This window comes from Nonomuraea sp. B208 (genome assembly GCF_057536035.1).
The window spans coordinates 1074356-1097954 of sequence record NZ_BAAJOU010000021.1; the positions used below are offsets into that span (position 1 = coordinate 1074356).

At 71.4% G+C, this 23599-nt stretch carries 16 protein-coding genes; 10 read left to right on the forward strand and 6 right to left on the reverse strand.

From position 1 onward, the window contains the following. The first annotated feature begins 76 nt into the window (after positions 1-76). The gene (gene rsmI / locus AC27IY_RS22125) at positions 77-916 is read left to right on the forward strand and encodes a 16S rRNA (cytidine(1402)-2'-O)-methyltransferase (protein ID WP_344211012.1); all 840 of its coding nucleotides are present in this window, start codon (positions 77-79) and stop codon (positions 914-916) included. Between the two features lie 50 nt (positions 917-966). After that, positions 967-2511, forward strand: a complete 1545-nt coding sequence (locus tag AC27IY_RS22130) for a dolichyl-phosphate-mannose--protein mannosyltransferase (protein ID WP_487179120.1) — start codon at positions 967-969, stop codon at positions 2509-2511. Here the strand turns inward: AC27IY_RS22130 and AC27IY_RS22135 are convergent. Continuing rightward, complete coding sequence (locus AC27IY_RS22135) at positions 2447-3994, reverse strand: hypothetical protein (protein WP_344211008.1); 1548 nt, start codon at positions 3992-3994, stop codon at positions 2447-2449. The genes AC27IY_RS22130 and AC27IY_RS22135 overlap by 65 nt on opposite strands. A gap of 100 nt (positions 3995-4094) precedes the next feature. Between AC27IY_RS22135 and AC27IY_RS22140 the strand changes: the two genes are divergently transcribed. The 4 genes from AC27IY_RS22140 (at position 4095) to AC27IY_RS22155 (ending at position 9099) form a co-directional block, all read left to right on the forward strand. After that, positions 4095-5315 (forward strand): glycosyltransferase family 2 protein, encoded by a 1221-nt coding sequence (locus AC27IY_RS22140; protein WP_423477020.1) that lies wholly within the window; start codon positions 4095-4097, stop codon positions 5313-5315. Between the two features lie 104 nt (positions 5316-5419). Further along, a complete protein-coding gene (gene metG / locus AC27IY_RS22145; protein WP_449950971.1) occupies positions 5420-7201 on the forward strand; it encodes a methionine--tRNA ligase in 1782 nt (593 codons plus the stop codon). 28 nt (positions 7202-7229) lie between these two features. Then, a complete protein-coding gene (locus AC27IY_RS22150; RefSeq protein WP_423477021.1) occupies positions 7230-8084 on the forward strand; it encodes a TatD family hydrolase in 855 nt (284 codons plus the stop codon). A 100-nt stretch (positions 8085-8184) separates the two neighbouring features. Then, a complete protein-coding gene (locus AC27IY_RS22155) occupies positions 8185-9099 on the forward strand; it encodes a resuscitation-promoting factor (RefSeq protein ID WP_487179053.1) in 915 nt (304 codons plus the stop codon). Positions 9100-9109: 10 nt separating this feature from the next. On the opposite strand, the gene AC27IY_RS22160 is transcribed toward AC27IY_RS22155, so the two are convergent. After that, the gene (locus AC27IY_RS22160) at positions 9110-10309 is read right to left on the reverse strand and encodes a hypothetical protein (RefSeq protein ID WP_487179054.1); all 1200 of its coding nucleotides are present in this window, start codon (positions 10307-10309) and stop codon (positions 9110-9112) included. Further along, positions 10306-12474: a serine/threonine-protein kinase gene (locus AC27IY_RS22165; protein WP_487179055.1), complete on the reverse strand. Its 2169-nt coding sequence runs from the start codon at positions 12472-12474 to the stop codon at positions 10306-10308. Before AC27IY_RS22165 ends, AC27IY_RS22160 begins: the two co-directional genes overlap by 4 nt. 46 nt (positions 12475-12520) lie before the next feature. On the opposite strand from AC27IY_RS22165, the gene rsmA reads away from it, so the two are divergent. Both rsmA and AC27IY_RS22175 read left to right on the forward strand, forming a co-directional pair. After that, on the forward strand, positions 12521-13381 hold the full coding sequence (rsmA, locus tag AC27IY_RS22170; protein WP_487179056.1) for a 16S rRNA (adenine(1518)-N(6)/adenine(1519)-N(6))-dimethyltransferase RsmA: 861 nt from the start codon (positions 12521-12523) through the stop codon (positions 13379-13381). 1079 nt (positions 13382-14460) lie between these two features. Then, positions 14461-15147, forward strand: coding sequence for a C40 family peptidase (locus AC27IY_RS22175; RefSeq protein WP_487179057.1), 687 nt, complete (start codon positions 14461-14463; stop codon positions 15145-15147). On the opposite strand, the gene AC27IY_RS22180 is transcribed toward AC27IY_RS22175, so the two are convergent. Continuing rightward, complete coding sequence (locus AC27IY_RS22180; RefSeq protein ID WP_487179058.1) at positions 15120-16283, reverse strand: arginase family protein; 1164 nt, start codon at positions 16281-16283, stop codon at positions 15120-15122. The two genes, AC27IY_RS22175 and AC27IY_RS22180, sit on opposite strands and share 28 nt — an antisense overlap. 215 nt (positions 16284-16498) lie before the next feature. On the opposite strand from AC27IY_RS22180, the gene AC27IY_RS22185 reads away from it, so the two are divergent. Continuing rightward, complete coding sequence (locus tag AC27IY_RS22185) at positions 16499-17401, forward strand: 4-(cytidine 5'-diphospho)-2-C-methyl-D-erythritol kinase (RefSeq protein ID WP_344210989.1); 903 nt, start codon at positions 16499-16501, stop codon at positions 17399-17401. A gap of 1174 nt (positions 17402-18575) precedes the next feature. On the opposite strand, the gene AC27IY_RS22190 is transcribed toward AC27IY_RS22185, so the two are convergent. Then, on the reverse strand, positions 18576-20813 hold the full coding sequence (locus tag AC27IY_RS22190) for an Orn/Lys/Arg family decarboxylase (protein ID WP_487179059.1): 2238 nt from the start codon (positions 20811-20813) through the stop codon (positions 18576-18578). Between the two features lie 153 nt (positions 20814-20966). Here AC27IY_RS22190 and AC27IY_RS22195 point away from each other — a divergent pair, with 153 nt between their 5' ends. Next, on the forward strand, positions 20967-22775 hold the full coding sequence (locus AC27IY_RS22195) for an ABC-F family ATP-binding cassette domain-containing protein (RefSeq protein WP_344210985.1): 1809 nt from the start codon (positions 20967-20969) through the stop codon (positions 22773-22775). 313 nt (positions 22776-23088) lie between these two features. Here AC27IY_RS22195 and AC27IY_RS22200 read toward each other — a convergent pair whose 3' ends face one another. Beyond that, a complete protein-coding gene (locus tag AC27IY_RS22200) occupies positions 23089-23595 on the reverse strand; it encodes a MarR family winged helix-turn-helix transcriptional regulator (RefSeq protein ID WP_329589730.1) in 507 nt (168 codons plus the stop codon). Positions 23596-23599 lie beyond the last annotated feature (4 nt).

Consider the following 23599-nt stretch of genomic DNA (forward strand, 5'->3'; position numbering starts at 1 on the left):
CGGACATCGTACGGGGCCTAAGCCGGTAGGTACGTAGAAACACGGTCTAATACGGATGCCCTGCCACAATGGACGAGTGACTGAAGAAGGCAGGCTGGTGCTGGCCGGAGCTCCCATCGGCAGGGCGGGCGACGTCTCGCCCCGGCTGCGCGACCTGCTCGGCGAGGCCGACGTCGTGGCGGCCGAGGACACCCGGCGGCTGCGCAGGCTCGCGGCCGAGCTGGAGGTGGAGATCACCGGCCGGGTGGTCTCCTACTACGACCAGAACGAGGCCGGCCGGGCCCAGGAGCTGCTGGAGAGCCTGAAGGAGGGCCGCACGGTCGTCGTCATCACCGACGCGGGCATGCCCGGGGTGTCGGACCCCGGCTACCGCCTGACCAGCCTCGCCGTCGAGGCCGGCATCACGGTCACCGCGCTGCCGGGGCCGAGCGCCGTCACGACCGCCCTGGCCGTGTCGGGGCTGCCGAGCGACCGGTTCTGTTTCGAGGGCTTCCCGCCGCGCAAGGCCGGCGAGCGCTCCCGCCGCCTCGGCGCGCTGGCCCGCGAGGAGCGCACGATGGTCTTCTTCGAGGCGCCGCACCGGCTGGCGGAGTCGCTGAAGGCGATGGCGGAGGCGTTCGGCGCCGAGCGGCCGGCCGCCGTGTGCCGCGAGCTGACCAAGACCTACGAGGAGGTCCGCCGCGGCGGGCTCGGCGAGCTGGCCGAGTGGGCGGCGGGCGGCGTGAAGGGCGAGATCACCGTCGTGGTGTCCGGCCATGTGCCCGGCGCGGTCGAGCCCGACCCGGACGAGCTGGTCGCGGAGGTCGAGCGCAGGGTCGCCGAGGGCGCGCAGCGCAAGCTCGCCGTCGCCGAGGTCGCGAAGGAGGCGGGCGTCCAGAAGCGCGAGCTGTATGACCTGGTTCACAAGCGCCTATAGTGCGCTTCGTGAGCAATTGGGGTGTCTCGCGGCAACGGCTGGTCCCGCCGATGCAGGGCTCACCCCTCGTGGGATGGCTCGGCCCGCTCCTCGTCGCCGTCTTCGGCGGCGTGCTCCGCTTCGTCCGGCTCGGCGTGCCCCACGCCGTCGTCTTCGACGAGACCTACTACGCGAAGGACGCGTACTCGCTGCTCAGGTTCGGCGTCGAGCGGGCCACGCTGGGCGACGCCAAGGACCCCGTCGCCGACCGCAGGCTCATCGCCGGCAACCTCGACATCTTCCGCCAGTGCGGCGAGCCGGCCGACTGCGCCTCGTTCGTCGCCCACCCGCCGCTCGGCAAGTGGATGATCGCCGCCGGCGAGTGGCTGTTCGGGATGAACCCCTTCGGCTGGCGGTTCGCCGCGGCGCTGGCCGGCACGCTGACGATCCTGGTGCTCGCCAGGGTCGCGCGCCGGATGACCCGCTCCACCCTGCTCGGCTGCCTCGCCGGGCTGCTGCTCGCGCTCGACGGCCTGCACCTGGTCTTCTCCCGTACGGCGCTGCTGGACGTCTTCCTCACCTTCTGGGTGCTCGCCGGGTTCGCCTGCCTGGTCGTGGACCGTGACCGTACACGGGGGCTGCTGGCCGACCAGGCCGAGCGCGGGCCGCTCGGCGGGCTCGGCCCCCCGCTCGGCGCGCGCCCGTGGCGGCTCGCGGCCGGCGCCTGCCTCGGCGCGGCCTGCGCGGTCAAGTGGTCGGGGATCTTCTTCCTCATCGCGTTCGCGGTGCTGTCGCTCGTGTGGGACGCCGGGGGCAGGCGGGCGACGGGGGCGCGGCGGGCCTACCGGGGGACGCTGACGCACGACCTGCCCGGCGGGCTGGCCGCGATGGGGCTGCTGCCCGCCGTGGTGTTCCTGGCGAGCTGGGCCGGGTGGTTCGCGTCCCCGCTCGGCTGGGGGCGCGACTGGGAGGGCGCCACCTCGTCGGGGCCGCTCCACTTCGTCGTGGCCTCGTTACGGTCGTGGTTCGGCTACCAGAGTCAGGTGCTCGGCTTCCACAGCGGGCTGGACGACTATCACCCGTACATGTCGGAGCCGTGGTCGTGGCCGCTGCTGTTACGCCCGGTCTCGTTCTACTACCCGACCGGCCTGCCGCCGTCGGCCTGCGGCGCGAGCGCCTGCTCGCAGGCCGTGCTCGGCGTCGGCACCCCCGCGCTCTGGTACGGCGCCGTCCTCGCCGTCCTCGCCCTGATCGTGAGGTACGGCGCCGTCCGCGACTGGCGGGCCGGCGCCGTCCTGCTCGCCGTGGCGGCCGGCTGGCTGCCGTGGTTCTACTACGCCATCGCCGACGACCGCACGATGTACCTGTTCTACCTGCTGCCCGTGGTGCCGTTCATGGTGCTGGCGGCCACGCTGGCCGCGGGGCTCGTGCTCGGCAGGGAGGACGCGCCGCCCGCGCGGCGGGCCGTGGGGGCCGCCGTCGCCGGGGCGTTCGCGCTCGTCGTGCTCATCAACTTCTGGTGGCTCCAACCGGTGCTGACCGCCGAGACGATCACACACGGAGAGTGGTGGGCTCGGATGCTGATGCGTTCCTGGGTGACCTCCGCGCCCAAGTGACGCCCTTGCGCAGCGTGATCGCCGCCGCGACGCAGGCCAGCGGGACGGCCGGCAGCACGTAGCGGTAGTCGAACTCCGCCGTCGCCGCCGGGGCCAGCAGCAGGCCCACCGCGCCCAGCCACGGCAGCACCACCGGGCCGCCGAACGTGCGCCAGCGCACCACCACGCCGTACAGGCCGACCAGCAGGACGCCGCCGAGCACGATGCCGGGCAGGTAGAACACCTTCTGGTAGCCGGCCATGATGTCGGCCCACGGGTGCGTGATCCTGGTCTCCGGCGGGCCCTGCTCGTAGCTGAAGGCGTCGGTGTCGGTGCGCCCGCCCGCGTACGACGACCACTTCGGCAGCCGCTTCGGCTGGCCGTTCTCGTCGAGCTCGACGTACGGCTTGAACTGGTACATGTTGTAGGTCGACTCGTCGGGGAAGCGTGGGCGCGACCAGTGGAAGGAGCGGAAGAAGTCCCTCGCCACGACCTTGAGGTAGTCACCAGGCTGTGACAGGATCGCCCGGGTGGCGAACGCGCTGGCCGCGTCGTTGGTGATCTCGCTCCACTTCTTGTTGACGCCCCAGCGGTGCAGGACCTCGCCGGTGCCCTGGCCGTCGCCGTTGCCCTGGCCCCAGAGGTACCACTGCGCGTAGTCCTTGCGCTGGTCGACCGGGTCGTTGATGCACAGCAGCAGGAGCTGGACCTCTTTGTACTTGTCGAAGGTCATCTTCTCGCAGTCGGCGAAGATCGCCGTGCGCATGTAGAGGATGAGGCCGTCGCTGTTGGTCATCGCGAACTTGCCGTACGCCGAGGCGAACCACCCCATGTACGCCAGCACCGGGATCGCGCACGCGGTGACGAGCGCCGTGATCGGCCGCCAGCCCGTCCGCTTGACCAGCAGGTAGAGCACGACCAGCGCCAGGATCGGCAGCCCGATCGAGCGCGTCAGCCAGGTCAGCGCGAGCAGGAACCCGATCACCGCCCCGGCCTGCCACGTCAGCCGCCGCTTCCACAGCACCAGCGTGATGACGCCCACCACGAGCAGCGTGAACTGCGTGTCGGACATCACGAGCTGTTCGAGCTGGATCTGGTAGGCGTCGAACAGCACGGGCGCGGCGGCCAGCGTCGCCCCCCACTTCGGCAGCCGGAACTTGATGCGCAGCAGGGCGTAGATCAGGCAGGCCGTGGCCAGCCCCATCAGGTGCTGCGCGAACGTCACCAGCGCGAAGCTGTGGAACGGCTTGAGCAGCATCAGCCAGAAGCTGTAGCCGTCGGGCCTGATCGGGTGCGGACGCGGGTGCAGCGCCACCGAGACGTACTCGTAGGAGTCGTTGAACCACATGGCCGGCCCGTAGCCGAGCATGGTGATGAGCCGCAGCACGGCGCCGACGCCGAAAGCCGCGGCGAACACCCGATGCCGGCGTACGAAGGACAGCAGCCGAGCTGCCCGGCCTGGAGCGGAGTGGTCCACAGGAGTAATCTCCGCGACGCTCACCATGCTGTAAAGAATGCCAGTCGTTTCTCGGACTTGACCCGAGCATGCTCGGGCAGAGTGCATGATGGTCCACTGGATGAGTCTTATCTTGAAGGGTAGACACGTGGAACTGACGGTGGTCATGCCCTGCCTCAACGAGGCGGAGACCGTGGAAGTCTGTGTGCGCAAGGCCCTGGCGTGCATGGAGGAGCACGGCATCGAGGGCGAGGTGCTGATCGCCGACAACGGCAGCACGGACGGTTCGCAACAGCTTGCCCGCGATGCCGGCGCGAGGGTGGTGCACGTCGACGCCAAGGGCTATGGCAACGCCCTCATGGGCGGCATCAGGGCAGCTCGCGGCAAATTCGTCATCATGGGTGACGCCGACGACTCCTACGACTTCACGGCCCTGCTGCCGTTCGTGGAGCAGCTCCGTGACGGCGCCGATCTGGTCATGGGCAACCGGTTCAAGGGCGGCATCGCCCCCGGGGCCATGCCGCCGCTCCACCGCTACCTGGGCAACCCGGTGCTGTCGTTCATCGGGCGGCTTTTCTTCCCGTCCGCCATCGGCGACTTCCACTGCGGTCTGCGCGGCTTCCGTCGCGACTCGATCCTGAAGCTGCACCTGCAGACGGGTGGCATGGAGTTCGCCTCCGAGATGGTGGTGCGCGCCACGCTGTCGGGGCTCGACGTGCGCGAGGTGCCGACGACGCTCTCGCCCGACGGCCGCTCCCGCCCGCCGCACCTGCGCTCCTGGCGCGACGGCTGGCGTCACCTGCGCTTCCTGCTGCTCTACAGCCCCAAGTGGCTGTTCTTCTACCCCGGCGTCGCGATGATGATCATCGGTTTGGTGGCGGGCACGCTGCTGACCTTCGGTCCCGTCGAGATCGGCGAGCTGGCCTTCGACGTCGACACCCTGGTCGGATCGTCGGCGCTGGTGGTCATCGGCTTCCAGGCGGCGCTGTTCGCGCTGTTCACGAAGGTCTACGCGGCCGAGGAGGGCTTCCTGCCCGAGTCGCCGCGCATCCGTAAGATCATCGACATCGTGACCCTGGAGAAGGGCCTCGTGGTCGGCGGCCTGCTGGCGCTCGCCGGCGTGGTCGGCCTGGTCATGTCGCTGGTCCACTGGCAGGTGCGCAGCTTCGGCGAGCTCGACCCGCGCGAGTCGCTGCGCCTGGTGGTGCCGTCCGCCACCGCGTTGATCATGAGCTTCCAGACGATCTTCGCCGCGCTGTTCGTCAGCATCCTCGGCATCCGCCGCACCCGTGAGACGCCGGTCGACCACGTCGCCGCCGTCGCAGAGGAGGCTGCCCAAGCCGTCACCCGCGAGGAAAGCCCGGCCTAGTTTTTCTTTGCCGTACGACGCGCCGGGGCGGGCCGCCCCGGCGCGTCGCGCTGTTACGGGGGAACGGGTCCGAGCCGGACGGGGATCGCCGTAGGCTTAGGAACATGTCCCAGCACATCTTGACCGCCGTCGCGTGGCCCTACGCGAACGGCCCCCGCCACATCGGGCACGTCTCCGGGTTCGGCGTGCCGTCCGACGTCTTCAGCCGCTACCAGCGGATGGCGGGCAACAAGGTGCTGATGGTGTCAGGCACCGACGAGCACGGCACGCCCATCCAGGTGCAGGCCGACAAGGAAGGCGTCACCGCCAGGGAGCTGGCCGACCGCTACAACCGCGTCATCGCCGAAGACCTGACCGGCCTCGGCCTCTCCTACGACCTGTTCACCAGGACCACCACGAAGAACCACTACGCGATCACGCAGGAGATCTTCAAGGGCCTGCACGCCAACGGCTACATCTTCCCGAAGACCACGATGGGCGCCATCTCGCCCTCGACCGGCCGCACCCTGCCCGACCGCTACATCGAGGGCACCTGCCCCATCTGCGGCTACGACGGGGCCCGTGGCGACCAGTGCGACAACTGCGGCAACCAGCTCGACCCGATCCAGCTCATCAACCCCAAGAGCCGCATCAACGGCGAGACGCCCGCGTTCGTCGAGACCGAGCACTTCATGCTCGACCTGCCCGCCTTCGCCGAGGTGCTCGGCGGCTACCTGCAGTCCAAGCAGGGCGAGTGGCGGCCCAACGTGCTGAAGTTCGCCCTCAACCTGCTCGGCGACCTGCAGCCGCGGGCGATCAGCCGCGACCTCGACTGGGGCGTGCCGATCCCGCTCGACGGCTGGCGCGACCAGCCCAACAAGCGCCTCTACGTGTGGTTCGACGCGGTGATCGGCTACCTGTCGGCCTCCGTCGAGTGGGCCCGCCGCTCCGGCGACCCCGACGCCTGGCGCCAGTGGTGGCAGAACCCCGACGCCCGCGGCTACTACTTCATGGGCAAGGACAACATCGTCTTCCACGCCGAGATCTGGCCGGCGATGCTGTTCGGCTACAACGGCCAGGGCGCCCGGGGCGGCAAGGCGGGCTCGCTGGGCGCGCTCGACGTGCCGTCCGAAGTGGTCTCCAGCGAGTTCCTGACGATGGAGGGCCGCAAGTTCTCCTCCTCCCGGCAGGTCGTCATCTACGTGCGCGACTTCCTCGCCCGCTACGACGCCGACGCGCTGCGCTACTACATCGCCGTGGCCGGCCCGGAGAACCAGGACACCGACTTCACCTGGCAGGAGTTCGTCAACCGCAACAACGGCGAGCTGGTCGCGGCCTGGGGCAACCTGGTCAACCGGTCCATCTCGATGGCGGCCAAGAACTTCGGCGCCGTTCCCGAGCCGGGCGAGCTGACCGACGCCGACCGGGCGCTGCTGGAGCGCTCGCGGGGCGCGTTCGGGCCGGTGGGCCAGGAGCTCAACAGGTCCCGCTTCAAGAACGCCATCACCGAGGCGTTCGACGTCGTCCGCGAGGCCAACCGCTACCTCGCCGAGCAGGAGCCGTGGAAGCTCAAGGACGACCCGGAGCGGCAGAAGTCGATCCTGCACGTCGCGCTCCAGGTCGTCGACGACGCCAAGACGATGCTCACGCCGTTCCTGCCCTCCTCCTCCAACAAGGTCCACGCCATGCTGGGCGGCGAGGGCGTCTGGTCCGGCATGCCGGAGATCCGCGAGGTCGACGAGGACGGCGGCCAGCCCTACCCGGTCATCACCGGCGACTACGACGGCGCGGCCCGCTGGGAGCACCGCCCGATCAAGCCGGGCACGCCGCTCACCGCGCCGGTTCCGCTGTTCAAGAAGCTCGACCCCAAGGTCGTGGACGAGGAGCTGGCCCGGCTGGAGAGCTGACCTCGCGGGGCCCGCTAGTTTGGGGGGCGTGAGCAAGCTTCCCGCCCCGCCCGAGCCGCTGCCGGAGCCGGTCTTCGACAGCCACTGCCATCTCGACGTCATGGTGGGCAACCGGCAGGCGTCCTCCGGAGATCCCGTCGCCCAGGCCGCGCAGGCGGCCTCGGCGAGCGTGCGGAGCATCCTGGAGGACGCCCGGTCGGTCGGCGTCACCCGGCTCGTCACGATCGGCTACGACCTCGACTCCTCCCGCTGGTGCGCCCAGGCGGCCGCCGAGCACGACGACGTGCTCGCGGGCGTCGCCATCCACCCCAACGAGGCGCACGCCGCGACGCCCGAGGTCCTGGCCGAGATCGAGGCGCTGGCCGGGCGTCCCGAGGTGCGGGCCGTGGGGGAGACCGGGCTCGACTACTTCCGCGACTGGGCGAGCAAGGACGACCAGCACGCGAGCTTCCGGGCGCACATCGAGATCGCCAAGCGCACCGGCAAGGCCCTGGTGATCCACGATCGCGACGCGCACGACGACGTGCTCAGGGTGCTGGCGGAGGAGGGCGCGCCGGACAGGGTGGTCTTCCACAGCTTCTCCGGTGACGCCGAGCTGGCGAAGAAGTGCGCCGACGCCGGATATTTCATGTCTTTTTCCGGGCCGGTGACGTACAAGAACGCCGACCACCTGCGCGCGGCCGCCGCGGCCGCGCCGCTGGAGCTGGTGCTGGTCGAGACCGACGCGCCCTACCTGCCGCCGGTCCCGCACCGGGGCAAGCCCAATGCCCCCTACCTCATCCCGCTCACCCTCCGCTGCCTGGCCGAGGTCAAGGGAGTCCAGCCCGCCGACCTCTGCGCGGCCATCAACGCCAACGGAGTCAAGGTCTTCGGCGACTGGTGACCATTTTTCGGTGAAGCGGTGGAGGCCGGCGCGGTGCCGCGGTTAGCGTTCGGGCGGTCACTCTCCGTCATCGGAGGTGGCGTGTGACCGGAGGTGGTACGTGCGTGGCAGAAGGCGTAAGCCGCGCCCGCCGATCCCGTGGCGCTCCCCCTGGACGCTCGTGGTGTGCCTGGCGGGTGGCGCGGTGGTGGCGGCGATGGCCGTCACCTCGGCCATGGCCAAGGACGTGGTCGTGGTCGTGGACGGCAAGCGGACGGCGGTGCGGAGCTTCGCCGCGTCCGTACGCGACGCGCTCGGCGAGGCCGGCGTGGCGCTCGGCTACGGCGACGTGGTGCGCCCGCCCGCCCAGCAGCCGCTCGCCGACGGGGCCACGATCGAGGTGCGCCGCGCCCGCCCCATCACGCTGACGCTCGACGGCCGCACCAGCGAGCACCTGGTCACCAGCACCGACGTGGCCGGCGCCCTCGCCGAGCTGGCCATCCCGGCCGCCGCCGGCCGGGTCTCCGCGCCCCCCGACGAGGCCGTGCCGCTGTCCGGGATGGCGCTGACCGTCTACACCCGGCGCAAGGTGTACGTGGTCGCCGGGGCCACCCGCCTGGCCACCCGCACCACCGCCAGGACCGTGCGCGAGGTGCTGCGGCAGGAGCGCGTCGGCCTCGGCCGCGGCTACCTGGTGGAGCCGCCGCTCTCCAGCTTCCCCAAGGACGGGACGGTCATCACGGTCAGGCCGCCGCGTACCGATCCGATCGATCCCGGGGTCGCCGCGCTCAACTGGGGGGCGCTGGCGGAGTGCGTGTCGAAGGGCGATCCGCGGGCGTACAACGCGGAGGGGCCCTACTACGGGATGTACCAGTTCAGCGTGCCGATGTGGCGGGCCGTCGGCGGGCCGGGGCTGCCGTCGGACTGGCCGGAGGAGGAGCAGACGTACCGGGCGCAACTGCTCTACCAGCAGGTGGCGGGGCGCTGGCAGGGCCAGTGGCCGAGCTGCGGCGCCCGCCTCTTCGCCCGCCCCTGATCCTCTGTTCTCAGCCGGCGACGGACACCCCGAACTGGGCGCCCTTGGGCGGTCTCACCGTCTCCAGGCTCTCGGCGTTGCGCCCGGCCACCGCCACCTGCCCGGCCGGTCGCGCGTCGGGCTGCCCCACGAACAGCTTGTTGCCGCTGAACGTCACCGACCAGCCGAACAGCCCCTCGGCCTCCGCCAGCCTGCGGTCCTCGGCGGCGTCGCGCCACGAGACGACGCGGACGCCGCCCCCGTACGGCGCGCCGACGGCCAGCCTGCCGTCGGCCGAGGCCGCCAGCGCGAAGCCGAACCCGTCCTTGCCGCCCTGTTTGACCGTCCTGATGACCTTCTTGGCCGGGTCGAGCAGCTGCACGCTGCCGGCGCCCGGCGAGCTGACCGCGTACCCGGAGCCCTCGGAGTAGGCGACCGCGTAGCCGTAGCGGTCGCCGCTGCGGGCGGTGGGGGAGTCGAGCTTGAGGCTGGTGAGCTTCGCCGCGAACACGTCGTCGAGGAACACCGCCGAACCCGAGTTGATCTTCCCGGCCTCGACCTGGCGGCCCGCGCCGTCGTCGTTCTCGTACGGCACGCCGACGAGCAGCGCGTTCTTCGGCCCCCACGCCATCGACCAGCCGAACTGGTCGCCGAGCTCGCTGTTGCCGCGTACGTCCACGGTCTCCTGGCTGATCCTGCGCAGCTCGCCCTCGCCCTTGCGGACGTAGAGGGCGCCGGCGTCGGTGAACTGCTTGTCGTCCTCGTACGGCGCGCCGATCGCCAGCAGGTCGCCCCGCGCCGCCAGCGACCAGCCGAAGTGCGCGGACCGCTGCGGCTGCGCCGCCGTCAGGCGGACCGGCGCGCGGGTGCCGCCGCCGTAGACCACGTACACCGCGCCCGCGTCCTGCTCGCCGCCCACGTCCGCGTACGGGGCCCCGACGACCAGATCGGCGCAGGGGTCGCCGTCCACGTTCGCCAGCCGTACCGACCAGCCGAAACCGTCGCCCGTCGCCAGGCCGGGGACGCGCACCGGCACCACCTTGCCGCCGGACACCACGTGTACCGCGCCCTTGTCGTCGTCGCCGAACGGATCGCCCACCGCCACGTCGTCCACGCCGTCGCCGTCGAAGTCGGCGGGCGTGGCGCAGGCCGCCGCCCCTGCCGCCGCCTGGACGACCGTCGTCCCCGCGACCAGCACCCCGAGGACGAGCAGCGGCGCCCCGAGTCTCACAAGGCCACCTCGATCTGTTTGCCGTTCTCCAGCATCGTCGCCGTTAGCTTGACCGGCCTGCGGTACGTCGCCAGGTCGAACACGAACGCGCTGTCCACCCGCGCGCCCGGCAGGATCGCCGGGGGCAGCGTGACGGCGGCCGGATCGTGCTCGCCGCCGCGGTCGTCGACCAGCGTGACCACCGGCTGGACCAACGTCCTGCGCTCGCCGCCCGGGTTGAGCATCGTCCAGCGGATCACGCAGAGCTGGCCCTGGGTGGCGACCTTGCCCTCGTACTCCTTCAGCCCGCACCGGGGCGCGGACGAGATGATCGCGATGGGGTCGTCGAGCTCGCCGCCGAGCGGGAACCTGCGGCCCACGTCGTTCGGCTGGGCGCCGGCGGTCGCGGTCCGCGACGGGCCGCCGCCCGCGGCCGAGGTGCCGGGGCCGCGGCCGGACGTCACGATCAGGACCCCCGCCGTGACCACGATGGCCAGCACGGCCGCCGCGGCGGCGATCAGCCAGCGGGTGCCCGCGGTACGGTCGCCGCCGAGGGTGTCGGGCTCGTTCGGCAGCGGCTCGGGGGAGATGGCGGTGCGCCGGTCGCCCGGCTGGGTGTCGGCGGCGCGCTGCTCGGAATGCGCCATCCGGTGCAACTGCTCCCGCGCGGGCACCCCGCCGAGGCCCCACGCCTCGCCCGCCCGCCTGGGCGGGTCCTGTCGCGTCCGGCCCAAGGGCTCGTGGGGGGTGGGGATGGGGCCGGGGGCCTTCGTGGCCTCGGCGGCTTTGGTGGCCTCGGTGGCTTTGGCCGCTTTGGTGGCCTCGGGGGCCTCGGGGGCCTCGGGGGCCTCGGTGGCCTCGGGGGCCGAGATCGTGGCCGCCGTGCCGGTGGGCGGAATCCCCGACCCGTCGCCCTCGCCACTGTCTCCTTCGGGCCCCTGCTGGCCGCTCTTGCGCTTGAACAGGCCGCGTACACGTCCGGGACCGGCACCACCGCTCTGCTGCCCGTCGCCCTGGGGGGTGGGCCAGCGGGCCAGCTCTTCCTTGGCCGCCAGCTCCTCCCTCCGCGCCAACTCCTCGAACGCCGCCTGCCCCTGCCCCTGCCCCGAGGGCCCGGCTAAGGACCCAGGGGACGCGCCGGACGGCGACCGCCCGGCGTCGGATAATCCGCCTGTCCCCGTACCGGTCGGCCCCCGTTGTGCCGCGTCCCCCGATGGCGGCGGGGGCGCCGTGAAGGTGGCCGTGATGTCCGGCTCGTCCACCACGTTCCTCGGCGGCTGCCAGTCGTTGAGCATCTCGGTGGCGACCAGCGTCGGCGGGTTGATCGACGGCGCCGGCGTGTTCCCGCCCACCAGTGCGATCAGCAGGTCCTGCGCGGTGGGTCGTGCGGCCGGCTCCATCGAGGTGGCCAGGCGTACCAGCTCGTTGAGCGGAGCGGGCAGCGCGCCCAGGTCGGGCGGCGTGTTGAGCACGCGGTGGGCCATCGTGATGGGGTCGCCACGCCCGAACGGGTGCCGTCCGTTGCCCGCGTACGCGATGAGACAGCCCCAGGCGAAGATGTCCACGGCCGGGCTGATGGCCTCCCCGCGCACCTGCTCGGGCGCCCACCACCCGGGGCTGCCCAGCAGCTCGCCCGACATCGTGAACCCGGTCTCCCGATCGAGCGCCCGCGCGATCCCGAAGTCGATCACGCGAGGCCCGGACAGGGAGAGGATGACGTTGGCCGGCTTGAGGTCGCGGTGCACCAGCCCGGCCACGTGGATCGCGGCCAGCGCCGCCGCCACGCCGAGGCCGACGCCGTGCAACGGCCCCGGGTCCAGCGCCCCGAACTTGGCGATCTGGTCGGAGAGCGGGGTGCCCGCGATGTACTCGGTCACCATGAAGGGACGGCCGTCGCCGGTGTTGCCGTTGTCCAGCACCTGAGCGGTGCAGAACGACGCCACGCGCCGCGCGTTCTCCACCTCCGCGTGGAACCGGGCCGCGAACCCCTCCTGGTTGGCGAACTCCGCCTTCACGACCTTGAGCGCGACGAAGCGGCCGGTGGGCGCACGGGCGAGGAAGACGGTCCCCATGCCGCCTTCGCCGAGTCGCCCCAGCAGGCGGTACGGGCCGATCTCCCGCAGGTCTGTCGGACGGAGCGGCGCGGCGCCCGTTGGCTCCATGAGGGACGTCCCTTCCTGTTCCACGCCATCCTCTCCTTTGGTCTCCCCATCCGCCATCTCCAGTTCTTCGATGCGGGAGACTGGTTGGATGATGAGCCTGTTGGGCCCTGCAGAAATACGTATTTTGGCGGACAAGCTAAATCTTCGTCCGACAAAAAAGCTCGGCCAGAACTTCGTGATCGACGCGGGAACCGTCCGTCGGATCGTCCGGGTGGCCGAGCTCTCGGCCGACGACGTGGTCATAGAGGTCGGCCCCGGGCTCGGCTCGCTCACCCTGGCCCTGCTGCCGTCGGCCGCGCACGTGGTGGCCGTCGAGATCGACCCGGTGCTCGCGACCCAGCTCCCCGTCACGGTCGCCGAACGCGGCCTGGCCGACCGCCTCACGGTCGTCAACGCCGACGCCATGAAGATCACGCCCGCCGACCTCGGCGGACACGTACCTACGGCTCTGGTGGCGAACCTGCCGTACAACGTGGCCGTCCCCGTCGTCCTCCACCTCCTGGAAGCCCTCCCGTCCCTGCGCAAGGGGCTGGTCATGGTGCAGTCCGAGGTCGCCGACCGCCTCGCGGCCGGTCCCGGCTCCAAGGTGTACGGGGTGCCGTCGGTCAAGGCCGCCTGGTACGCGGACGTACGGCGAGCCGGCCCGGTCGGCCGCACCGTCTTCTGGCCGGTCCCCAACGTCGACAGCGGCCTGGTCTCCCTGGTCCGCCGCGACCCGCCGGCCACGAAGGCCACCCGCGAACAGGTCTTCGCCGTCGTGGACGCCGCCTTCGCCCAGCGCCGCAAAACCCTGCGCGCCGCCCTGGCCTCCTGGGCCGGCAGCGCCCCCGAGGCGGAAAACATCCTGCGCGCAGCAGACGTGGACCCGTCCGCCCGCGGCGAACAACTCGACATCACCGCCTTCGCCCACATAGCCGAACTCAAGCCCTAACCCCAACCACCAACACCCCCCACCTCGTCCAAACCACCACCCCGGATGCCACGCGAAGCGCTGGCTGCCGCACGGTTGGACGTCGCGCGGTTGGACCTCGCTCGGACGCCAGCCGTGCACATCGGACGCCACTCCGACGCCCTCCGCGGTTGAATCCCGCGCGGTTGGACCTCACGCCATCGGCTCCTGGGCCGTTGGCTCGCGAGCTGTTGGCCTCCGCGTGGTTGGCCTCCGCGTGGTTGGCCTCCGCGTGGTTGGCCTCCGCGTGGTTGGCCTCCGCGTGGTTGGCCTCCGCGCGGTTGGCCTCCGCGTGGTTGGCCTCCGCGCGGTTGAACCGCACGCCATCGGCTCCCAGGCCGGTGGTCCGCGAACGCTTGGCCTCCGAGCGCCTGGCCCCCGCGCGGTTAGACCTCACGCCATCGGCATCCCGGGTCATCGGCCCGCGCGATTGGGCCCTGCACCATTGGGACCCGCACCATTGCGTCCCCGGCGGTTGGGCCTCGCGCGGTTGGATCCCGCGTCATGGGCTCCCGCGCGGTTCGAACCCCCGGGCCATTGGACCCCGTGCCGTTGGCCTCGCGCTGTTGGTCCCGTGCCGGGGGCACCCTGCCCGTGCGGCCAGGATCCCTGCGCATGGGGCCGGGGGTCAGCCTGGTCGCACCAAGCCGTCGGGGCATCCGCCCTTACATCGGCCGGCCGATGGCGTCGGCCTCCTCGCTCTGACCTAATGACATCGACCTGCTCGCTCAGACATGACAAGCGCCTACTTGCTGACCCGAAGCCGCCGAGCGGCCCGACCTGCGCATCGACCAGCGAGGTCACCAGGCCTCCAATCGGTGAGGTCGCCATGCCTCCGTCCGTGAGGTTGCCAGGCCCCAACCGGTGATGGTCGCTAGGCCCCCACCTGCCGAGATCGCCAGGCCTCCGCCGCCTGCCACTCCCTATCCACAGGCATTCACCCGACCCGCGCTCTTATCCACAGAATCCCGTTCGGCCCCTCGGTCACCCGCCGTTCCGCAGGACCCTGGCCTCAGCTCGTCCTCGTCCTCGTTCGCGCGTTCACGATCAAGGAGACCCGAATGCCCCGAATGCCCCGCACCAGCGCCGCAGCCTCTCCCCCCGCCAGCTTGCCCGCCGCCACCTCGCCCACCGCCCCTGATGCCCGCACGGCCGCTCCCCGCCCTCTGGCCTGCACCGCCGCCCTGGCCTGCGCCCTCCTCGCCGCCACCACCGCCCTGGCCACCACTACCGAAGCCACCGCGACCACGACCATGGCGGCGGCGACGGCGGCGGCCGAAGCCACCCGCCCCACCAAGAAACGCCTCACCAGAAAGAAATCCATCAAGAGGAAACTCACGAGAGGCCAGATCGCCGCCTCCGCGGCCCTGGCCCAACTCGGCGTCTCCTTCTCCTGGGGTGGAGGCTCGCCGAAGGGCCCCACTCTCGGCATCGGCAGAGGCGCGGCGACCCGCGGCTTCGACTGCAGCGGCCTCACCCTCTACGCCTGGTCCAGAGCCGGCGTGCGGTTGGGCCATTACACCGGGGCCCAGTTCCGCCAGGGCCGCAGGATCAGCCGCACCGCCCGCCGCGCCGGTGACCTCCTCTTCTTCGGCGGCGGCCGAGCCGACCCCACGCACGTGGCCCTCTACCTGGGCGGCGACCTGATGGTCCACGCCCCCAAGACCGGTGACGTGGTCCGCACGACGAGCTTCGCCAAGTCCTCCTACTACCGCGCCGTCTACCGAGGCGCCGTACGCCCGGGATGACCGGCGACGGCAGCCACCAGCCCGCCGACCAGCTCCGCCAGCACTTCCCGATCCCCGTCCGCCTCGCCCTCGGAGTCGCCGGCCTCATACTCCATGAGCCCGAGCCCGGCCACCTCGAACCGACCACCGATCGCCGTCACCAACGAAAGCAGCCGCTCAGGATGCATGCCACCAGGCGTAGGACACCCCACGCTCCGGAAGACCTCCGGGTCGAGCACGTCGAGGTCGATGTGCACGTACACGGCGGCGTCCGGGCCGCCCGCCGCCTCGATCGCCGCGAGAAGAGCCTCCGCCGTCTCCGTCTCCGCCATCGTCACCCACCGGATTCCGGCATGCGTCACGAAGGCCGCCTCCGGCGGATCGAGATCCCGCACCCCGGCCAGCACGATCCGCTGCGGGTCCAGCGGCTCCTCGGCCACCAGCCCTTGGGGCCCCTCGCCCGTGAGCGCCCGCAGCACCATCCCGTGATAGGCGCCCGACAGCGAAGACTCCGGCGTGTTCAGATCGCCGTGGGCGTCGAACCACACCACCACCAGCCGATCGCCATACCGCCTGCGCGCCGCCGACACAGGCTCCAACTCCACCCCGCAGTCCCCACCAACGGCGACGACCAATACCCCATCACCGACCCCCTCAACCGCAGCCCGCACCCGAGCCGCCGCAACCCCCAAACTCCCGTCCTCAACCGCTTCCCGCACCCATCCCGCTGTCGCGGCAGGAGCGCCGTCCTCGACCGCTGCCCGTACCTGTACCGCTGTCGCGGCAGGAGCGCCGTCCTCGACCGCTGCCCGTACCTGTACCGCTGTCGCAGCAGGACCGCTGTCCTCGACATCTGCCTGGGCCAGCGCCGCCGCGGCAGGACCGTCGTCTTCTACCGTTGCCCGTGCCCGTGCCCGTGTCGCTGTCGTGGCGGGGCCGTTGTCCTCGGTTGTCGGCTGCTGCGGAGCCGCCGAGACGCCCGAGCTCTCGTCCTCGACCGCCACCCGCACCCTCTGCGCGGCCTCGCCCGCCACACGTACCGTTGCCGCGTCGACCAGGTCGGCGACGATCCGCGCCCCTTCGCGCAGCCGCTTCGCCGTACGCGACCCAGACCCCCGCCACTGCGGCACTTCGACAACTGCAACTTTTCGCAACATCGCTACAAACCGCCTTCAGCCTCGCGAGACCCCGCGTCTGCCATCACCCGTCGTAACTGCACAGCATGGGGGCAAACGGTCATCAACTCGACCCGACATGCCGAGGATCCGGCCGTTCCGGGGCTCATCTTTCGAGAACCGCATGTCAGAGCTCCGGGCACCGATAACATCGAGTGTCCTTGACCCCGGCAAGCGATGAGAGTGGCAGAAAATCGATGAGTTCGGTGACCGTACGTGTGCCCGCGAAGGTCAACGTGCAGCTTTCTGTCGGCCCGCTCAGGGATGATGGCTACCACGACCTGGTCAACGTCTTCCATGCCGTGTCGATCTTCGACGAGGTGGTGGCCAAGGAGTCCGAGTCCATCACCGTGTCGGTCAACGGCAAGTGGGCCGACCAGGTGCCCGTGGACGACAGCAACCTGGCGATCCGCGCTGCCCGCGCCCTCGCCAAGCATGCGGGACGCACCTACGGCGCTGACCTGATCATCAACAAGGACATTCCGGTGGCGGGTGGCATGGCGGGCGGCAGCGCCGACGCCGCCGGCGCCCTGGTGGCCTGTAACGAGCTCTGGGGGCTCGGCCTGCCGTTCGACGATCTGATGGAGATCGCCGGGGACCTCGGCAGCGACGTCCCGTTCTCCCTGCTCGGCGGCACCGCCGTCGGCACCGGCCGGGGCGAGCAGTTGAGCGAGCTGCCGACGGGCGGCACGTTCCACTGGGTGTTCGCGCTCGCCGACGGCGGGCTCTCCACCGCCAGCGTGTACGCCGAATGCGACCGGCTCCGGGCAGCCGAGGCGGCGGAGGTGCCCTGGCCGCAGCTCAACGACTCCCTCCTGGAGGCCCTGGGCACCGGCGACGCCTATGCCCTCGGCTCCCACCTCAGCAACGACCTTCAGGCCGCCGCGCTCAACCTGCGCCCGGAGCTCGCTCCTACGCTGGAGGCCGGTCGCCAGCACGGCGCGCTGGGCGCCATCGTCTCCGGCTCCGGCCCCACCTGCGCGTTCCTCGCCATCGACGCCCTCCACGCCCGCGACCTGGCGGGCAGCCTCACGGCCACGGGCGCCGCGCACACCGCCGTCCCGGCCCACGGCCCCGTCCACGGCGCGACCCTGGTCTGATCCCGCGATTCCGCCGCCCCGCCTTCCGGCGTTGGAACGGTCGATGTGCCGCCGCGGTCCGGTGGGGTGAACGCAGGGTCGCTCGGCGTCCACTGCAAGATGGGTCTCCTGCAAGCTGGGGCACTTCGCCGTGTCCGTGTCTGCGAGGCTCCGGTGTCCGTGTTCCAGGGAAGGCAGTGCACGCCCAGGGATGGCGGTGCACGCACGGAGATGGCGGTGTGCATGCCCAGGCGTGAATGGTGCACGTCCAGGAATGGCAGTGCACGCCCGGGGATGGCAGTGCACACCCAGGGACGGTGCACACCCAGGGACGGTGCATGCCCAGGGATGGTGGTGTACATGCCCAGGCGTGAATGGTGCACGCCCAGGAATGGTGGTGCACGCCCGGGGATGGTGGTGCACACACCCAGGGACGGTACACACCCAGGGACGGTGCACACCCAGAGACGGTGCACACCTGGGGTAGGCGGTGCCCACCGGCCGGAGATAGCCAGCCAGCCAGCTACTCGCTCGGTGTGTTCGGTCTGGCTATCACGGCTGATCGGCTTGGTCGCCCTCCGCACGTGCCGCCTCGGGCGGGGGGCGAAGGTTGCCTCTACCTCTCTCGCCGAGCAGGCCCGGCTGTTTCCACCCACTCCGCCGGAAGTCGCGTCGTACGTGATGCGCCAGGTCGGCGTCAGGCGAAGCCGCCTTGAACGCCGTGCCGAAAGCCGCCCTGGCTTGCATTACTCGGGGTCGGGAGCGGCGATCAGGCTGGTGCGCAGGTAGCCCTGTGATCTTGTTATCGGCTGTCCGCCTCCTCCCGCACTCGGGGTCGGGAGCCGGTGCGCAGGTCGACCGTGACCCTGCTGTCGGCTGTCCGCCTCCTCCCGCGCTAGATCCCAGGCTTCCTTGAGCTGAGAAGGCGCAGTTCGTAGAGGAGCTGAGGAGACGCAGCCCGTACAGATAGAGGCGCGGCCTTGAGGCGACGATGGACATGGGCGTCCTGGAGGTGTGTTTCGACTGCCCATGCAGTCAAACGCGGACGGCGAGTTTTGCCGTGCTGCCGGCTCGCAGGCATTCGCCGTTCCTTCCGCGCATCGCTGCGCGTGAGGATGGTGGGCGTCGCAGCCCCCGACAGGGACGGTCGGGGGCTCGCGGACGAGACGGACGAGGTTGTGGCGGGAGTGCGTGGTCAGTTCTTGAGGACCTCGACCCAGTAGCGGCCGTCGGTGTCGCGGTGGGCGCCGTGGATGTCGGTGGCGAGGTCGGGGAAGGCGCGGTCGAAGTCCTCCAGGACGCGTAGGTAGGTCATCAGCGTACCGTCGGCGGGGCCGGTCGCCTCGCCGGGCATCAGCATGGGGATGCCGGGCGGCGTGACGACCACCGTGGCCGCGGCGACCCGGCCCGGCAGGTGGCTCAGCGGGACGCGTTCGGTGCGGGATCGGATCATGGCCTGGTAGCAGTCGGCGGGCGTGACCACGGGCTCCGGCAGGTAGGTGAAGACCTGGTCGAGGAGGTTGCCGACCCCGGAGTCGCGCAGCTTCTCGTGGACCAGGGTGCAGAGCTTCTGCAGCGAGATCGCGGGCGGGCCGAAGCCGGGCAGCACCTCCGCCAGGGGCAGGTCGGCGTCGTAGGCGTTCTTGAAGTCGGTGAGGGCGTCGATCAGGGTGCCCCACTTGCCCTTGGTGATGCCCATCGAGAACAGCACCAGCAGCGTGTGGTCGCCGGTCTTCTCCACCACGATGCCGCGTCGCTGCAGGTAGGCGGCCACGACGCGGGCCGGGATGCCCCAGTCGAGCGTGCCCGTGGCGGCGTCGGCGCCCGGACAGGTGATCGTCACCTTGACCGGGTCGAGCAGGCAGTAGCCCTCGGACATGCCGTCGAACCCGTGCCAGCCGGCGCCCGCCTCCAGGGTCCAGCAGCGGGGTTCGGAGCACAGCAGCGCCGGGTCGGCGTCGGCGAACGGGACGGTCCTGCCGGTGCGCGGATCGGTGACGGAGGGCGGCTGCCACACGCCGAAGAACCAGCCGGGCCGGGTGCCGTCCTCGCGGATGCGGGCGGCCAGGCGCGTCATCGCCTGCCGGAACCGGACGGCCTCGACGATCGCCTCCCCGGTGAGGAACGGCCCCGACGGGCCGTCCATCATCGCCGCCGCGACGTCCAGGGAGGCGATCATCGGGTAGAGCGGCGACGTGGAGGCGTGCATGAGGTAGGTCTCGTTGAAGGCGTCGTAGTCGACCGGCGCCCGCTCCGAGGGGCGGACGTGCAGCATCGCGGCCTGCGACAGCGCCGCCAGCAGTTTGTGCGTCGACTGGGTGGCGAACACGGTGGGGCGGCCAGGCCCCGGCAGCGTGTGCTGGTCGACGGCCATGCCGTAGCGACCGGCGTAGAGCGGGTTGAACCGGGCGTAGGCGAACCACGCCTCGTCGAAGTGCAGGCGCGGCACGCTGGCGCCCAGCAGCTCGCCGACCCGCACCGCGTCGTAGCACACCCCGTCATAGGTGGAGTTGGTGATCACGGCGTAGGTCGGGTCGCCGGCGGCGAGAGGATGGGCGGCCACCCGGGCCTGGATCGCGGCGGCCTCCAGCGCGGCGGGCTGGATCGGCCCGGCCAGCCCGAGCCCGTTGCGCTCGGGCACCAGGTAGACCGGGCGGGCGCCGCTGATGGCCAGCGCGTGCTGGACCGACTTGTGGCAGTTGCGGTCGACGAGGACGGTGTCGTCGCGGGCGATCGCGTGGTGCCCGACGATGCGGTTGGCCGTGGAGTTGCCGTTGACCACGAAGAACGTACGGTCGGCGCCGAAGACGCGGGCCGCGTTGCGCTCGGCCTCCCCGATGGGGCCGGTGTGGTCGAGCGGCGACCCCAGCTCCGTGACCGAGATGGACAGGTCGGTGCGCAGCAGCCGCTCGCCGTAGAAGTCGAAGAACGCCCGGCCCACCGGCGATTTGAGAAACGCCACGCCGCCCGCGTGCGCCGGGGTGTGCCAGGAGTAGTGATGGTGGTCCTGCAGGCGGCGCAGGGCGCCGAAGAAGGGCGGGAGGATCTTTTCTGCGTACTGGTCGGCGGCGTGGGCGATGCGCCCGGCGATGAACTGCGGGGTGTCCTCCAGCGGGTAGACGTAGCCCTGGATGACCTCGTAGACCCACAGCGGGAGCTCCTGCTCCTGCGTCATCAGGAAGACGGGCAGCCCGCGGAACCGTTTGGCGACCGCGCCCAGCAGCTCCTCGGCCCCCGGCGCGTCCCACGACGCCAGCACCGCCGTGAGCGACGCGTCCGAGCCGACCACCGCCAGGGCGTCGTGGGCCCGGTGGGTCCAGCGTACGTGGAGCCCGAGCTCGTCCATCGCGGCGCAGACGCGGCGGATCTGCTCGGCGAGCGCCGAATCGGCGTCGGGACGTTCGGTGACGGCGGCCAGAACCGTTCGCTCCATGCGGCACTCCGTGGTCGGGGGGAACGGCCGGGGAGGGTCACACCGGCCACTCATCATGGTAACGGTCAGCAGTCGTAAGGCAACTTTGAGTAATGAAGGGAGGGGGAGGAGACGGCGAGGTGCTGGGCGAGGAGCCGATACCCTGGGTAGGTCATGAATCTGGTCAATCTTGAGTCGGTCTCCCACGCCTACGGGCCCAAGCCGCTCCTCAGTGACGTCTCCCTGGGCATCGAGGCCGGGGAGCGCATCGGCGTCGTCGGACGCAACGGAGGCGGCAAGACGACCCTGATGTCGGTGATCGCGGGGGAGGTGCGGCCCGACAGCGGACGGGTCACGCACACCCGCAACCTCCGGATCGGGTTCCTGTCGCAGCACGACGCGCTCGACCCGGCCGCCACCATCGGCGAGATCGTGCTGGGCGGGCTGGCCGAGCACGAGTGGGCGGGCGACCAGGCGATCCGCGAGATCCTCGCCAACCTGATCGGCGACCTCGACCTCGGCTCCAGGGCCGCGGACCTGTCGGGCGGCGAGCGCCGGCGCACCGCGCTGGCCAAGCTGCTCATCGACGACCACGACCTGATCATGCTGGACGAGCCCACCAACCACCTCGACATCGAGGCCATCGCCTGGCTCGCCGCGCACCTGTCGGGCCGCAAGAGCGCCCTGCTCGTGGTGACGCACGACCGGTGGTTCCTCGACGCGGTCTCCACCCGCACGTGGGAGGTCGTGGACGGGCGCGTCGAGCGCTACGAGGGCGGATACGCCGCCTACGTCCTCGCCAAGGCCGAGCGGGCGCGCATCGCCCAGGCCGCCGAGGAACGCCGCCAGAACCTCATGCGCAAGGAGATCGCCTGGCTGCGGCGCGGCCCGCCCGCCCGTACGTCCAAGCCGAAGTTCCGCATCGAGGCCGCCCAGGCCCTCATCGCGAACGAGCCCCCGGCGCGCGAGACCGTCGAGCTGATGCGCTTCGCCGCGGCCCGGCTCGGCAAGACGGTGTACGACCTGGAGGACGTCACCCTGCACGCCGGCGGCCCGGAGAACGGGCCGCTGGTGCTCGACCGGTGCACGTGGCAGTTCGGGCCCGGCGACCGCATCGGGCTGATCGGGGTCAACGGCTCCGGCAAGTCGTCGGTGCTGCGCCTGCTCGCCGACACGGTCAAGCCCGACTCGGGCCGCGTGGTCCGGGGCCGCACCGTACGTCTCGCGCATCTTTCGCAGGAGCTCACGGAGCTGGACCCGACGCGACGGGTGCTGGAGTCGGTCGAGGAGGTGCGCAAGTACCTCCAGCTCGGCAAGAAGGAGTGGTCGGCCTCCCAGCTGCTCGAACGCCTCGGCTTCAAGGGCGACGCGCAGTGGAAGGTGATCGGCGACCTGTCCGGCGGCGAGCGGCGGCGGCTGCAGCTCCTCAGGCTGCTCATGGACGACCCCAACGTCCTGCTGCTCGACGAGCCCACCAACGACCTCGACATCGAGACGCTCAACGAGCTGGAAGACCTGCTCGACGGCTGGCCCGGCACGCTCGTCCTGGTGAGCCACGACCGCTACTTCCTGGAGCGGGTCACCGACCGGTGCGTGGCGCTGCTGGGCGACGGGCGGCTGTCGCTGCTGCCCGGCGGCGTGGACGAATACCTCGAACGGCGGGCCGCGGGCACCGCGCTGACCGCCAGGGTGGCGGGCGGCGCCGGCGCGGCGGTCACCGCCTCGGCGTCCCAGGAGAGCGCCACGGCGACCGGCGAGCTGTCGGCCAAGGAGGAGCGCGAGCTGCGCAAGGAGCTCAACCGCCTGGAACGCCAGCTCGACAAGCTGGCCGGGCAGGAGGAGCGGCTGCACGCCGCCATGGCGGAGGCGGCCAGCGACTACGCCCGGCTCGGCGCTCTGGACGGCGAGCTGCGGGAGATCACGGCGCAGAAGGACGCGATCGAGTCGGAGTGGCTCGAACTCGCCGACCGCCTCGGCGACTGACGCGACCGACCGACCCTGGTCCGCCTGCCCCAAGGCGGGGTCATGCCAGGGGTCTGCCCAGGTCAACAGACGTTTCTGTGAGGGATGTCGGGCGCGCGGTCCGGGTAAGGAGCGGCTGGGACGTGGGGTGAGCGGGCTCCCCGGTGAGGGGCGCCCGGCGTCAGCGGGCTCTCGGGAGGGGCGCCCGGCGTGAGCGGGCCCCCGGGGAAGGGCGCTCGGCGTGAGCGGGCTCCCGGGGTGGGGCCGCCCGGCGCGAGCGGTGCCGCAACGCCCGACGTGAGCACGGGTCGAGCGAGGTGCCGGGTGGGCGGGGTCAGCTGGGGGAGTCGAACGGGGCCAGCAGGGTGCGCAGCAGCGAGGCGAGCGTCCGCTGATCGGCCGCCCCCAGCCCCGACAGCAGCTCGTGCTCCCGCCGCAGCAGGTCGGCGAAGGCCGCGTCCACCCGGGAGAGCCCTGTGTCCGTCAGCGACACGAGGACGCCGCGCCGGTCCTCGGGGTCGGGCCGGCGTCGTACGAGACCCGCCTGGGCGAGCCGGTCGATGCGGTTGGTCATGGTCCCAGAGGTGACCAGGGTGGCCCGGAGCAGGGTGCCGGGGCTCAGCTCGTACGGCTTGCCGGCCCTGCGCAGTGCGGTGAGCACGTCGAACTCCCACGGCTCGAGGTCGTGCTCGGCGAAGGCCGCCCGCCGCGCCCGATCGAGATGCTTGGCGAGACGTGACACTCTGGAGAGCACCTGGAGCGGCTCGACGTCGAGGTCGGGGCGCTCCGTCCGCCAAGCGGCGACGAGGCGATCGACCTCGTCTCTAGCTTCCTCCGTCATGACA

Excerpts from the sequence above, each read along its gene's own strand:
- AC27IY_RS22175 (WP_487179057.1), top strand. The coding sequence starts at position 14,461 with ATGCCCCGAATGCCCCGCACCAGCGCCGCAGCCTCTCCCCCCGCCAGC.
- AC27IY_RS22135 (WP_344211008.1), bottom strand. The coding sequence starts at position 3,994 with ATGGTGAGCGTCGCGGAGATTACTCCTGTGGACCACTCCGCTCCAGGC.
- metG (WP_449950971.1), top strand. The coding sequence starts at position 5,420 with ATGTCCCAGCACATCTTGACCGCCGTCGCGTGGCCCTACGCGAACGGC.
- AC27IY_RS22180 (WP_487179058.1), bottom strand. The coding sequence starts at position 16,283 with ATGTTGCGAAAAGTTGCAGTTGTCGAAGTGCCGCAGTGGCGGGGGTCT.
- rsmA (WP_487179056.1), top strand. The coding sequence starts at position 12,521 with ATGCGGGAGACTGGTTGGATGATGAGCCTGTTGGGCCCTGCAGAAATA.
- AC27IY_RS22190 (WP_487179059.1), bottom strand. The coding sequence starts at position 20,813 with ATGGAGCGAACGGTTCTGGCCGCCGTCACCGAACGTCCCGACGCCGAT.
- AC27IY_RS22185 (WP_344210989.1), top strand. The coding sequence starts at position 16,499 with ATGAGTTCGGTGACCGTACGTGTGCCCGCGAAGGTCAACGTGCAGCTT.
- AC27IY_RS22195 (WP_344210985.1), top strand. The coding sequence starts at position 20,967 with ATGAATCTGGTCAATCTTGAGTCGGTCTCCCACGCCTACGGGCCCAAG.
- AC27IY_RS22200 (WP_329589730.1), bottom strand. The coding sequence starts at position 23,595 with ATGACGGAGGAAGCTAGAGACGAGGTCGATCGCCTCGTCGCCGCTTGG.
- AC27IY_RS22130 (WP_487179120.1), top strand. The coding sequence starts at position 967 with ATGCAGGGCTCACCCCTCGTGGGATGGCTCGGCCCGCTCCTCGTCGCC.